The sequence below is a fragment of the Teichococcus vastitatis genome (assembly GCF_003604215.1).
Taxonomy (GTDB): Bacteria; Pseudomonadota; Alphaproteobacteria; order Acetobacterales; family Acetobacteraceae; genus Pseudoroseomonas; species Pseudoroseomonas vastitatis.
The window spans coordinates 279,965-293,050 of the sequence record NZ_QXGS01000003.1; the positions used below are offsets into that span (position 1 = coordinate 279,965).

14 protein-coding genes are annotated in these 13,086 nt (G+C 66.7%); 10 read left to right on the forward strand and 4 right to left on the reverse strand.

Going from position 1 to position 13,086, the window contains the following annotated elements:
• Positions 1-7: 7 nt before the first annotated feature.
• Positions 8-802 carry a 3-hydroxybutyrate dehydrogenase gene (locus D2K64_RS07365; protein WP_120007569.1) on the reverse strand — a complete coding sequence of 265 codons (795 nt, stop codon included), beginning with the start codon at positions 800-802 and terminating at the stop codon, positions 8-10.
• Positions 803-876: 74 nt separating this feature from the next.
• Positions 877-2,205, reverse strand: a complete 1,329-nt coding sequence (locus D2K64_RS07370) for an FAD-dependent oxidoreductase (RefSeq protein WP_120007570.1) — start codon at positions 2,203-2,205, stop codon at positions 877-879.
• Positions 2,206-2,497: 292 nt separating this feature from the next.
• Between D2K64_RS07370 and rpmH the strand changes: the two genes are divergently transcribed.
• The 10 genes from rpmH (at position 2,498) to D2K64_RS07420 (ending at position 10,856) form a co-directional block, all read left to right on the forward strand.
• On the forward strand, positions 2,498-2,632 hold the full coding sequence (rpmH, locus tag D2K64_RS07375; protein ID WP_120007571.1) for a 50S ribosomal protein L34: 135 nt from the start codon (positions 2,498-2,500) through the stop codon (positions 2,630-2,632).
• Positions 2,633-2,657: 25 nt separating this feature from the next.
• On the forward strand, positions 2,658-2,999 hold the full coding sequence (rnpA, locus tag D2K64_RS07380) for a ribonuclease P protein component (RefSeq protein WP_120007572.1): 342 nt from the start codon (positions 2,658-2,660) through the stop codon (positions 2,997-2,999).
• Positions 2,996-3,325: a membrane protein insertion efficiency factor YidD gene (gene yidD, locus D2K64_RS07385; protein WP_120007573.1), complete on the forward strand. Its 330-nt coding sequence runs from the start codon at positions 2,996-2,998 to the stop codon at positions 3,323-3,325. Before rnpA ends, yidD begins: the two co-directional genes overlap by 4 nt.
• A gap of 12 nt (positions 3,326-3,337) precedes the next feature.
• Entirely contained in the window at positions 3,338-5,101 is a 1,764-nt protein-coding gene (yidC, locus tag D2K64_RS07390; protein ID WP_120007574.1) for a membrane protein insertase YidC, read from the forward strand.
• Positions 5,098-5,763 (forward strand): ribosome biogenesis GTP-binding protein YihA/YsxC, encoded by a 666-nt coding sequence (gene yihA / locus D2K64_RS07395; RefSeq protein ID WP_120007575.1) that lies wholly within the window; start codon positions 5,098-5,100, stop codon positions 5,761-5,763. Before yidC ends, yihA begins: the two co-directional genes overlap by 4 nt.
• A gap of 96 nt (positions 5,764-5,859) precedes the next feature.
• Positions 5,860-6,744: an acetylglutamate kinase gene (argB, locus tag D2K64_RS07400; RefSeq protein WP_120007576.1), complete on the forward strand. Its 885-nt coding sequence runs from the start codon at positions 5,860-5,862 to the stop codon at positions 6,742-6,744.
• Between the two features lie 77 nt (positions 6,745-6,821).
• On the forward strand, positions 6,822-7,649 hold the full coding sequence (gene dapD, locus D2K64_RS07405; protein ID WP_120007577.1) for a 2,3,4,5-tetrahydropyridine-2,6-dicarboxylate N-succinyltransferase: 828 nt from the start codon (positions 6,822-6,824) through the stop codon (positions 7,647-7,649).
• Positions 7,650-7,656: 7 nt separating this feature from the next.
• The gene (dapE, locus tag D2K64_RS07410; protein WP_120007670.1) at positions 7,657-8,784 is read left to right on the forward strand and encodes a succinyl-diaminopimelate desuccinylase; all 1,128 of its coding nucleotides are present in this window, start codon (positions 7,657-7,659) and stop codon (positions 8,782-8,784) included.
• A gap of 47 nt (positions 8,785-8,831) precedes the next feature.
• Positions 8,832-9,344 carry a hypothetical protein gene (locus D2K64_RS07415; protein ID WP_120007578.1) on the forward strand — a complete coding sequence of 171 codons (513 nt, stop codon included), beginning with the start codon at positions 8,832-8,834 and terminating at the stop codon, positions 9,342-9,344.
• 129 nt (positions 9,345-9,473) lie between these two features.
• A complete protein-coding gene (locus D2K64_RS07420) occupies positions 9,474-10,856 on the forward strand; it encodes a PleD family two-component system response regulator (RefSeq protein ID WP_120007579.1) in 1,383 nt (460 codons plus the stop codon).
• Positions 10,857-10,928: 72 nt separating this feature from the next.
• On the opposite strand, the gene rpmG is transcribed toward D2K64_RS07420, so the two are convergent.
• Positions 10,929-11,096, reverse strand: a complete 168-nt coding sequence (gene rpmG, locus D2K64_RS07425) for a 50S ribosomal protein L33 (RefSeq protein ID WP_007002299.1) — start codon at positions 11,094-11,096, stop codon at positions 10,929-10,931.
• A 134-nt stretch (positions 11,097-11,230) separates the two neighbouring features.
• Entirely contained in the window at positions 11,231-12,787 is a 1,557-nt protein-coding gene (locus tag D2K64_RS07430) for a S41 family peptidase (RefSeq protein WP_162306160.1), read from the reverse strand.
• Positions 12,788-13,086: the final 299 nt, after the last annotated feature.

A 13,086-nucleotide genomic window follows, 5' to 3' on the forward strand; every position in this document is an offset into this window, starting at 1 on the left:
CGGCCGGTCAAGCCGCCGACCAGCCGCCATCGATCGACAGCGCGGCTCCGTTGACGCTGCCACTATCCGGGCCGCACAGGTAGAGGGCCATGCGCGCCACCTCCTCGACCTCAACCCAGCGCTTGCTGGGCTGCTTGACGAGAAGGAAGTCCTTCAGCGCCGCTTCCTCGGTGATGTTGTGCCTGGCGGCGAGGGCGGTCACCTGCTTTTCCGCCAGGGGCGTGCGCACGAAGCCGGGACAGATCGCGTTGCAGGTGACCTGCCCCTGGGCGAGCTCCAGCGCCACGGTGCGGGTCATGCCGATGACGCCATGCTTCGCGGCGACATAGGCCACCTTTTCCGGGGAGGCGACGATGCCATGGATGGAAGCGATGTTGACGATGCGTCCCCAGTTCCGCGTCGTCATGCCCGGCAACAGGGCCTTGGTGGTGTGGAAGTTGGCGGACAGGTTGAGCGCGATGATCGCGTTCCACTTCTCGTCCGGGAAGTCGACGATCGGGCTGGTGAACTGGATGCCGGCATTGTTCACCAGGATGTCGACCTGTCCCAGGTGCTGCTCCGCCTCGGCGCACATGGCGCGGATCTGGGCGGGGTCCGAAAGATCCGCCGCGGAGTGATGCGGCTCGGGCGCATTGCCGGCCTTCGCCACGTCCCGCTTGGCAGCCGCGATGTCATCCGCGGAGCCGAAGCCGTTCAACATGATGCGCGCGCCGGCAGCGGCCAGCATTCGGGCAATGCCCAGTCCGATGCCGCTGGTTGATCCGGTGATCAGGGCCGTGCGGCCTGACAGGGTCTGCTCCATAATCCGATCCTCAGTTTGAATGGCTGGCGGATGCCCGGCCGGTCGCTGCCGGCCCCTGGAAGGTCAGAGTGCCCTCACGAGGCGCACGGGTCCAATAACGGGGACAGATCCAGCGCCGAGCGCAGTTGTGCGATGGACACGGTACCCCGGAACTGGAGGCTTCGCAGCGCCGGCAGATCCTTCGGGGCGTCCTGGCGCAGCAGCGTGAGGCCGAGAAGCTGCGTTTCGCCCTCGTGGATGAGTTTCAAAGACAATGGGTAATCGGCCGAGCCTTCGGGCACCGACAGGCGCATCACCGTGACCCGATGGCCTGCTTCGCGGGCCTCCGCCTCGGTGAGGCCGAGCTGCACCAGCCCCGGATCGGTTCTCACCACCTGGACCCGGAGGCGTGCGGACGCCGAGCCATGGCCGATGATGGAGGCGGTGACGCGTTGCATCGCCGCCTGCACTGGCTGCACCAGCCAGGGGGCAGCCTCGGTGTCCTCCGGTTGCCAGAGGGGACCGAGGACCCAGATCCGCCCATTGCTGGTGGCTTTGACGGTATCGGTGGGAGCCGGGATGGCTTCGGCGGCGGTCAGCTGCGCGGCCGGCAGATCCAGAGATTGCAGGTCGGGATGCCGCCCCTGCGCGAGAACCAGATGAGTGCCGCGAAGCGCGGCGCCGGTGGATGTCCGCAGTTCCACCGCCCCCTTGTCATCGGCGACTCTGACCACCCCGGTATTTTCGCTGAATTCAACGCCATCGGCCCGGAGGCTCTCGCGGATTGCCAGACGCGCCTCGGGCTCCAGCCGCTCCAGGATGTTGGGGCGCTCGGTCACCAGGGTGACGCGGGAGCCGAGCCGCGCGAAGCATTGCGCCAACTCGGCCGCCATGGTGCCGCCGCCCAGGATCAACAGATGCTCCGGCCGGTCGGGCAGGGCCAGAAGGCGGTCGGGCGTCAGCCAGGAACAGCTGGCAAGCCCAGGAATATCCGGAATCACATGCGCCCGGCCGGTCGCGATGACCGCCTTTCCAAAGCTGTGCAACTGCCCGCCGGCCTCGATGCGGTCGGTGCCGGTGAAATAGGCACTGCCCTGAACCACCGTGATGCCGCGCGACGCCAGGCGGGCGCCGCCGCAACTCTCGGCGATGGCATCCTGAGCCGCTTCGACCCGGCGCCGCACCGCTGGCCAGTTCACCACCGGGTCCTGGCATCGCATCGCGTCATCGTCATCCCTCGCCAGCGCCACCTTGCGCGCCAGTCTTGCCAGAACCTGCAACGGAACGGTTTCGGCGAGATAGGCGGTGCCGCCGAGCCGTCCGCGTTCGAACAAGGCGACGGACAGGCCCCGGGCGGCCGCCTGCACCGCGACGCCGATGCCGGCTGGGCCTCCCCCGATCACGGCGAGGTCATGATTCGGCATGGCGGGTCTCCTTGCGTCCACGGTGATGCGGCAGGCGGCGCCGGCGAGGCCACCGCGTTGCCACGAAGCGCCGGACGGTGAAAGGGGGAGGTGAAGCGCTGCGCCCCAGACATCAATGGCTTGAACGCTGGTGATGGCAACGCCGCGAACCAAGAACGGTTGACGGAATGGGAGGCGGGTTCCTATACGTCGCCACCTTCACCGGCCTCCCCAAGGGGGGCCGGCCCGATTCATGCAGGGCTCCGGGATCCGGGGCTGTGCTGCAGACGAAGATCATACGGAGTAGCTCGTCGTGAAGCGTACCTATCAGCCCTCCAAGCTCGTCCGGAAGCGCCGGCACGGATTCCGCACTCGCATGGCGACGGTGGGCGGCCGCAACGTGCTGGCCAATCGCCGCTCCAAGGGCCGCAAGAAGCTTTCCGCCTGAGGCTAAAGCCCGGAGGAGGACGCCCGTGCCCTCGCCATCCCGCCTGAAGAAGCGCCGCGAGTTCCTTCGCGTCGCTGGCAAGGGCGCCAGGGTGGCGCGGCCGGGCGTTCTTTTGCAGGCGCTGCCCGGAACCGGGGAGCCGTTGCGCGTCGGCTTCACCGCCACCAAGAAGCTCGGCAACGCCGTGGTCCGCAACCGTGCGAAACGCCGGCTGCGCGAAGCGGCGCGGCTGCTGCTGGCCGATCGCGGCCTTGTGGGTTGGGATCTCGTGCTGGTGGGCCGCGACGCAACCCGTTCGCGGCCGTTTCAGCAGCTGATGGGTGATCTGCGGGGCGCGTTGCGGCAGGCCGGCGTCGCCCAGCCATGACGCGGCGTGGCAGCGGCCCCGCGGGGGCCGTTGCCTGGTTGCTGATCGGCGGCGTCCGGACCTATCAATTGACCCTGCGTGGCGTGATCGGCAGCCATTGCCGGTTTCATCCGCATTGCAGCGCCTATGCCATTGAGGCGCTGAAGAAGCATGGTGCCGCCAGGGGAACCTGGCTCGCCACACGACGCATCCTTCGCTGCCATCCCTGGCATCCCGGCGGGTATGACCCCGTGCCGGAGGCTGGACCGGAAGCACCATCCGCGGCGCCACGACAGGCGCCTCCCGCCGGGCCTGGATCGGACCGTGCGGGGCAGAACAGGGCCTGACGGCACGTAACGATGGACCAGAAGCGACTTTTCGCGGCAATCGCAATTTCGATCGGCATCCTGCTGGCCTTCGACCTGTGGAAGCGCGAAACGACGCCTCCGGCCGATCCATCGCCGGCGGCCGTGACGCGGCAGGCGCCGACCCCGGCATCGCCGCTGTCGCCGACCGCCCCGGCGACCTCCGACTCGGCGGCCGCTGCCGCTGCCAACAGGCCGCCGCCGGAGCGCCTGCGGATCGACAGCCCGCGCCTGGCCGGCAGCCTCCTGCTGCGCGGCGCCCGGCTCGACGACCTTATCCTGAAGGATTACCGCGAAACCACCGCGCCGGGTTCGGCGCAGGTGCGGATGTTCGCCCCGCGTGAGGAAGCTCAACCTTACTTTGCGCAGTGGGGCTGGTCGGCCGCGGATGGCCGCACGCGTGTTCCGGACAGCCAGACGGACTGGACGGCCAGTGGAGGCCCGCTCGCGCCGGATCAGCCGGTGACGCTGTCCTGGGACAATGGCCAGGGTCAGACCTTCCAGATCGTGCTGACGCTGGACCGGAACTTCATGTTCCAGGCCGAGCAGCGCGTCATCAACAATGGCAGCGAACCGGTGCAGCTGTTGCCCTGGACACGGATCCGGCGCGAGCGCACGCCGCAGGTCGAAGGATATTACATCCTGCACGAAGGCTTCGTGGGCGTGCTGAACGGCCGCTTGAACGAGCAGACCTACAAGACTGCCAAGAGTGATGGCGAAGCCCGTGGCGGCCTGTCGCTGGAGCAGGAGACTCGCGGTGGCTGGGCCGGCTTCACCGACAAGTACTGGCTGGCCGCAATTGCTCCGGTCGACGCTGCGCAGCCGCTGAAGTCGAGCTGGCGCCACACCACCGAGAATGGCGAGGACCGCTGGCAGGTCGATTTCGCGACCCCGGCGCCCATGGCGGTTGCCGCAGGCGAGACCTCCAGCCTGGCCACGCGGCTGTTCGCCGGCGCCAAGGAAGTGCACCTGCTGGACGCTTACCAGTCCAATCTCGGCATCACCGACTTCGACAAGGCCATCGACTTCGGCTGGTTCTACTTCCTGACCAAGCCGTTCTTCTACGCCCTGGATTTCCTGTTCAAGCTGTTCGGCAATTTCGGCGTCGCCATCCTGCTGTTCACGGTGGTCCTGAAGGCGCTGTTCTTCCCGCTCGCCAACAAGGCCTACAAGTCGATGGCGCGCATGAAGTCCATGGCGCCGAAGATGCAGGAGGTCCGCGAGCGCTATAAGGATGATCCGGCGAAGGCGCAGAGTGAGATGATGGCGCTGTACCGGACGGAGAAGATCAACCCGGCCTCCGGCTGCCTGCCGATCCTGATCCAGATCCCTGTGTTCTTCGCCCTCTACAAGGTGCTGTTCGTCACCATCGAGATGCGGCACGCCCCGTTCTTCGGCTGGATACGCGACCTGTCGGCGCCGGATCCGACCAACCTTTTCACCTTGTTCGGACTGATCCCGTGGGATCCGCCGCAGATGCTGCACATGCCGGTCTGGGCGATCATCATGGGCGTCACCATGTTCCTGCAGCAGAAGCTCAACCCGGCCCCGCCGGACCCGGTGCAGGCGAAGATCTTCCAATTCATGCCGCTGATCTTCACCTTCATGCTGGCGAGCTTCCCGGCGGGCCTGGTGATCTACTGGTCCTGGAACAACCTGCTGTCGATCCTGCAGCAATGGTACATCATGCGCCATGAGCGCGAGGCCCGGCGGCAGGAGAAGACGCTTGGCAAGACCGTCGTAAAGGCCAAGGGGTGAACCGCGGCCTGCTGGATGCGCGCGATGCGGAGGAGCGGGAGGCCCTGATCGAACAGGGCCGGCTGCTTTTCTGTCAGCCCTGCAACTTCTTCTTCGCTGCGCAGCGCCTGGATCAATTGCCGCCGACCAACCATCCGGAGGTCGCGTTCTGCGGCCGCTCCAACGTCGGCAAATCCTCGCTGATCAACGCTGTGACGGGCCATCACGGCCTCGCCCGTGTGTCGAACACGCCGGGACGGACCAAGCAGCTCAACTTCTTCGATCTAGGCGGGCGGCTCACCCTCGTGGACATGCCGGGTTATGGCTATGCCCAGGCCTCCAAGAGCGTGAAGGAGGATTGGCAAGGGTTGATGTTCGACTTTCTGCGTGGCCGCCCCACCTTGCGCCGGGTAATCCTGCTGTTGGATGCGCGGATCGAAACCAAGGCGGGTGATCGGGCAGCCATGAAGCTGCTGACCGAGGCGGCGGTGATCTTCCAGATCGTGCTCACCAAGGCCGATGACACCAAGGCGGCCTGGCTGCGCCAGCGTCAGGACGAGGCCGCGGAATTGGTGAAACAGCATACCTCGGCCCATCCCCTGGTGATCACCACCAGCAGCGAGACCGGCCTCGGATTGCCGGAACTGCGGGCCGAGATGGCGGCCCTCGCGATCCCAGGTTAGCCGAGCGGTCGGGAAGGCATTCGGCGGCGCTCTTGACCCCCGGGAAAGAGGCCCGTAGACGCGCCGGACTGCGATTTCTTGCGGAAAGAGGGCGGGATGGCCGACAGCGCACGCGATCAGATGGAAATCCTTGCCGCGGCGCTTCCGTTCCTGAAGCGCTATGACGAGCAGATCGTCGTGGTGAAGTATGGCGGCCATGCCATGGGCGAGGAAGACACGGCGCTACGCTTCGGCCGCGACATCGCCTTGCTGGAGCAGATGGGCGTCCAGCCGGTCGTGGTTCATGGCGGCGGCCCGCAGATCAGTGCAATGCTGAAGCGCCTCAACGTCCAGTCCACCTTCGTGAACGGCCTCCGGGTGACCGATTCGCAGATGGTGGATGTGGTGGAGATGGTGCTGTCCGGCACCGTCAACAAACAGGTGGCCGGCTGCATCACCCGCGCAGGGGCGATCGCCGTCGGCATCTCCGGCAAGGATGGTGGCCTGATCCGTGCCCGCAAGCTGGAGCGCACCTATCGCGACCCGGACGACAACGTCGAGAAGGTCCTGGATCTCGGCTTCGTGGGCGAGCCCGAACATGTGGATCCGCGGGTGCTGGAACTGCTGATCGCGGCGGACATCGTGCCGGTGGTCGCTCCCGTCGGTGCCTCGGCCGACGGGCAGACCTACAACATCAACGCGGACACGGCGGCCGGAGCCATCGCGGGCGCGCTGAATGCATCCCGCCTGCTGATGCTGACCGATGTGCCGGGCGTTTTGGGCCCGGACAAGGTGCTGATCCCGGAGATGACAGTGGCCGATGCCAGGAGCGGCATCGAGGCCGGCTGGATCTCCGGCGGCATGATCCCGAAGATCGAGACCTGCATCTATGCCATCGAGCGGGGCGTCAAGGGCGCCGTTATCGTCGATGGCCGTGTGCCGCATGCGGTGCTGATCGAGCTGTTCACCAATGGGGGCGCAGGCACCCTGATCCGCCCCTGACACCCGACCGTTGACAGTTCCGGCCCTGGCTCTGATACCGCAGGCGAGCATTGTTGATCTGCGCCGGAGCTGCCGCCATGGAACTCGCCGCCACCATCGAGGGGCTTTGGGCCCGACGCACCGAGATCTCGCCCGCCACCAGCGGTGCCGAGCGTGAGGCCGTCGAGGCGGCGCTGGAGCTTCTCGACAGCGGACAGGCGCGGGTGGCGGAGCCGGACGGGCAGGGTGGCTGGAAGGTCAATCAATGGCTGAAGCAGGCCGTGCTGCTGTCGTTCCGGCTGGATGACTCCGCCGTGATCCCGACCGGGTTCGGCGCCTATGACAAGGTGCCCCTCAAGTTCGCCGACTGGGGCGAGAATCGCTTCAAGGAAGCTGGCTTCCGCGCGGTGCCGGGCGCCGTGGTGCGCCGTTCCGCCTATATCGCGCCGGGCGTGGTGCTGATGCCATCCTTCGTGAATCTGGGCGCCTATGTCGACAGCAACACCATGGTGGATACCTGGGCCACCATTGGGTCCTGCGCGCAGATCGGCAGGAACTGCCACATCTCGGGCGGCGCCGGCATCGGCGGCGTTCTCGAGCCGCTGCAGGCCAATCCGGTGGTGATCGGCGACAATTGCTTCATCGGCGCGCGCTCCGAGGTGGCGGAAGGCGTCATCGTGGGCGAGGGCAGCGTGCTGTCCATGGGCGTGTTCCTTGGGGCTTCGACCAAGATCATCGACCGGTCCAGTGGGGAGATCTTCATCGGCCACGTGCCGCCCTTCTCGGTGGTGGTGCCGGGAAGCCTCCCGGGGAAGTCCCTGCCGGATGGAACGCCAGGCCCCAGCCTGTATTGCGCGGTGATCGTGAAGCGCGTGGACGCCCGCACACGGGAGAAGACCTCGATCAACGAGCTGTTGCGGGACTGATCCGGTGCTGGATCCAGTGCCGCTGCTGCAGGCGCTCATCCGGTGCCGCAGCGTGACGCCGGCGGATGACGGTGCCCTTGCGGTGCTGGAAGCGGCACTGGTGCCGCTGGGCTTCACCTGCACACGCCTGCGCTTCGGCGAGGTGCAGAACCTGTTCGCTCGCCGCGGCAGCCTGCCACCGCATCTGTGCTTCGCCGGCCATACCGATGTGGTGCCGCCCGGCGATCCCGCGGACTGGATGGTGGACCCGTTCTCTGCGGAGATCCGCGACGGCTCCGTCATGGGGCGTGGGGCCACGGACATGAAGGGCGGCATCGCCGCGTGGATTGCCGCGATCGCCGGCCTTCCGCGCGACCTGCCGGGCAGCCTCTCGCTGCTGATCACCGGCGACGAGGAGGGACCTGCCCAGGACGGAACGATCCGCGTGCTGCACTGGATGGAGCAGAATGGCCACCGTCCCGACATGTGCGTGGTGGGCGAGCCGACCAGCAGGGCGGTGCTCGGCGACACCATCAAGATCGGCCGGCGCGGCAGCCTGAACGCGGTGATCCGGGTGCATGGCACCCAGGGGCACAGTGCCTATCCACAACGCGCCGACAATCCGGTGCATCGGCTCGTCCGGGTGCTGGCACGCTTGACCGAACAGCCACTCGACACCGGCAGCCGGTGGTTCGAGCCTTCGACGCTCCAGGTCACCAGCTTCGATGTTGGCAATCCGGCCACCAACGTGATTCCGGCCTCGGCCGAGGCGCGCCTGAACATCCGCTTCAACGACCTGCATTCCTCGGCCTCGCTGGACGCCCGGTTGCGGCAGGCCCTGGAGGCGGAGGAAGCCCGGTTTGATCTGGAAACCCGCTGTTCCGGCGAATCCTTCCTGACCACGCCCGGGCCGTTCGTGGACGCGCTGGTGCAGGCGACGCTGGATGCCACGGGGGTGAAGCCTGCGCTCGATACGGGCGGCGGCACCTCGGATGCGCGGTTCATCACACGGATCTGCCCGGTCGCGGAACTGGGGGCAGTGGGAGCCAGCATGCACAAGGTGAACGAGGCGACGCCGGTTGCGGAGCTGCGGCAATTGGCGGCTCTCTATGCCCGCGTCATTGGAGCGCTGCTGCCTGGGGAGCCGGTTTCCTGAGCGGGCAGGGAAGCACCCAGGGCCTGCTCAGCGGGTTCGTCGGCCTCTTGTTTCTGCTGCGCGGGCGAAAGGACGGCGTACGCTTCCACGCGGCAACCCTGGAAGCCGCGCGCCAGTCCTTCTGGGTCGTGGCTGTCTGCGCGCCCCTGTTCCTGCTGGCCCGGCTGCTGGCCCAGCCGGCGGAGGCCGTGACGGGGCGGTTTCTCACAGCCGAGATCTTCGGCTTCATCGCCTCCTGGCCGGCCTATGCGCTCGCCTCCCTCGTGCTGTGCCGCGTGGTGAACCGGCAAACTCTCTGGCCCCGACTCATCAGCGTCTGGAACTGGACCAATCTGGCCCAGTACGTGCTGATGGTGGGGCTGCTGGTGGTCGGATTGCTGCAGCCGCCGGCCTGGATCCTGGAAGGCAGCAGCCTCGTGGTGATCGGCTACGTGCTGTGGCTGCAATGGTTCGCCGCGCGTGCAGCGCTGGAAGTGGACGGCCTACAGGCGGCGGCTTTCGTGATGCTGGACCTGATCGTCAGCCTGCTGCTCTCGGGTGTCGTCGCCGATCTCTCCTGAACCGGACGGCGGCACCCTGCCGGGCTCCTTGCCTTACAATTTGGTCTTAGTGGGAACAGCAATCTCGGACTATCCTGGGTTGTACAGAGGCCTTGATCAAGTTTTCTGCTTGCGAAAGACCCATATGGCATGAGCGCGCGTATCCTGGTGGTCGACGACATCGCGGCGAATCTGCGCCTGCTGGAGGCACGGCTGAATGCCGAATACTATGATGTCGCGCTGGCCTCCTCCGGGCAGGAAGCCCTGGTGCGTGCGGAGGAATGGCTGCCGGACGTCATCCTGCTGGATGTCATGATGCCAGGCATGGATGGCTACGAGGTCAGCCGCCGGCTGAAGGCGAACCCGGCGACGGCCCACATCCCGGTGGTCATGATCACCGCCCTGGTGGATCCGGTGGAGCGGGTCCGGGGTCTCGAGGCCGGGGCCGATGATTTCTTGTCGAAGCCGGTGGATCACCCGACGCTGTTCGCCCGGCTGCGGGCGCTGCTGCGCACCAAGCAGGTCATGGATGCCTTCCGCCTCCGCGCGGCGACTGCCCTGGACCTCGGCTTCGAGCCGGATCCCGCGCCGGCGGAAGGCGTCGCCGGCGCCGCTGTTCTGCTGGCCACCGAGGATGTGAACGAGGCCGAGCTGATCACCGCGCTGATGCGGCAGGAGGGTGTCGAGCTGCACCTGGCGCAAACGGCGTCCGAGGCATGGCACTGGCTATCTCAGGGGCATCACGACGTGGCGCTGCTGAGCCTGTCGCTCGATGGCGGGGAAGGGCTGCGGCTGGCGTCGCGGCTGCGGGCGCATGACCTGACCCGTGACATCCCGGTTCTGCTGATCGCCGACCTCGATCAGCGGTCCCTGGTGCTGAGAGGCTTCGATCTGGGAGCCAATGACCATGTGCTGCGGCCGGTGGACCCGAATGAACTGCGAGCGCGGCTGCGGAACCAGATCCGCCGCAAGCGCTACCAGGAACATCTCCGGCTGGAACTGGACCGCTCGCTGGAACTGGCGGTCACCGACAGCCTGACCGGCCTGCGCAACCGGCGCTACATCACCCGGCATCTCGAAGGACTTCTTCGCAGCGGCCGCCCGGCGATGCTGCTGATGGATGTGGACCGCTTCAAAGCGGTCAACGACACCTATGGCCATACCGTGGGCGACGTGGTGCTCCGGGAAGTCGCCAGCCGCATCCGGCAGGACATGCGGGCCGTGGACGTGGTGGCGCGATTCGGCGGCGAGGAATTCGTGGTCGCGATGGCCGATGTTTCGCAGGAGGAAGCCCTGCAGGCGGCCGAACGCCTGCGGCAAATCGTGGAACGCGAGGTGATTGCCACCGGACATGGCGACATGCTGCACATCAGCGTCAGCATCGGGGTGGCGCTGGCGCAGCCTGGAGAAACACTGTCCAGCCTAACGCGGGCAGCGGACGGCGCTCTCTACCGGGCCAAGGCGGCCGGGCGCAACAGAGTCGAAATGGCGGATGAACTTGACCGGAGGCCACGCAGCATCGGTGCCGCCTGAGCGGCAGGAACCATAAAAAAACGCCGCGCCCGGCGGGCACGGCGTCATCACGGCAGCGTCTGAAGCCGCGGCTTACTTGATCTTGGATTCGCGGAAAGCGACGTGCTTCCGCGCAACCGGATCGTACTTGCGCATTTCCAGCTTGCCGGTGGTGTTACGGGTATTCTTCTTGGTCACATAGAAATACCCGGTATCAGCGGTGCTGACGAGCTTGATCAAGATGGTGTTCGACTTGGCCATGATCTTCTTCCGTGGGCGCCTGGGTGGCACCGCAAGCAAGGCGGCCCTGAGCCGCGCACCTGGGTGCGACGCGAGAGGCCGCAAACTAATGGAATGAGTCGTTCAGTCAAGGCAAACCTGTACCGGCGGGCCGTTCAGCGGGCCAGCAACGCGTCGTAAGCCGCCGGATGATCGAGCAGGAAACGCGCCACCACCAGATCCTGCTCGCGTCCCTCCGCGGGGGGGCAGGTTCCGCGCAGTGCCAAGACTTCGCTGGCGGGTACCGGCGTGCGAAGGCTCCGCAACCGCGCCAATGCACCCGCCATGGGTGCGACGCCCTGGCCGATCTGCTGCAGATCCCTCTGCAGGGTTTCCTGCCCGAGGCTGGTACAAAGCGCGGGAAGCACGCCGAGGCCCTGCACCGGCCAGCCGCGCGGCGCCAGCACGCGCGCCCAGGAGATCAGCATCTCCGCATCATTGGGCAGTGGCAGGACGATCTGGATCAATCCCTTGCCCAGGCTGGAACTGCCGACCACCACGGCCCGGCCCTGATCGGACAGCGCAGCGACCACGATCTCCGCAGCCGATGCCGTTCGCCCATCCACCAGCGCCACCACCGGTCTGCCGCGCGCCAGGTCGCCGCCTGCAGCGTGCCAGATGCGCTGAGCGCCGGGATGGCGGCCCTGGCTCTGTGCGATCACGCCTCGACTGAGGAAGGCATCGGAGACGCTCATGGCCTGTTGCAGAAGTCCGCCGCGATTGCCGCGCAGGTCCAGCACGATTCCCGTGGGCGGTACGCCTGCCGAGAAGGCGCGATCCAGCGCCTCCGCCACCTTCAGGCCGGTATCGGTGGAGAACACCGTCAGCCGGAGCCAGAGGATGTTCTCGTGCAGCTCGGCCAGGAGGGAAGAGCCCCGCTGATTGGGCCGGGACAGGGACAGGGTGAGGCGACGGCCGGCACGCCGCACTGTCAGCTTGATGTTTCCTTCGGTGGAGCCTTCCAGCAATTCCGCGGCCAGGGCGATACGCGCCGCGGTGACGGCTTGCCCGTCGATCGCCAGAACGGAGTCGCCTTCTCGCAGCCCAGCCTGCTGGGCAGGTCCGCCAGGGAACACCGATACCACGACGATGGTGTTGCGGGCACCGGCAGCCATTCTGAAACCCAGAGGAGTTTGTCCGCTGCGCCGATGCCGCAATTGCTGCGCTTCCGCTGAGGGGACGTAGCGGCTGTAGGGGTCGAGATGGTTGAAGACCTCTTCGAAGCCGGATTGCAGCAGGCGCTCCGCGCCGCCGGCCTGAATGGCGGCGGAGCTGTTCCAGGCGGCGACATAGAACTCGACCAGGGAGCGGGCGATCAGGTCCGCTATTGTCAAATTGTCCTGCTGCGCCGACGCGGCGGCCGGCAGATCGGAAAGGGAGCGGCTGAGCAGCACCACGCTGCCGCGTCCCAGCTGCAAGGTTCCGCCAACCACCTGGATGGTGAATGCAGTGTCCAGGGCCGTCAGGCCCCGGAGAGCCCAGAGCAGCAGCTCGGCGGGGCTGGCGATGTCCAGCTGTCGCTCAAGCATGCCGGAATAAGCCGTTCGCAGAACGTCGCGGACATCCTGAGGATAGAAGTGATCCCGCTGCGGCGCCGCGCGGCGCATCTCCTGCGCGATCACGGGCGGCGCCAGAAGAATGCCGCACAGGATCGCGGCGGCAGTGTTCCTCAACAACCGGCCTCTTGATCCCTGCCAGCCTCGGCGCCGGATGCTCATTCCTGTGTCAGCGGGGCCACGGATAGATCGGACGGCCTCGCATCGCGGAGACTCCGATGCAGCTTCCTGGCGAACGATGCGCGGCCTGAACCGGATCCAAATCCCTGCCTGGCATCGCTGGGCCGCCATGAAACATCCGGAAAGGTAGATCAGTGTACGCGATCATTCGCCACATCTGCGAGCAGGGTGGCGAAGCCGTGCCGTTCTGTCACGCCTGAAATGGCGCAGCCTGGCTCAGATTCCGGCTCATCGTT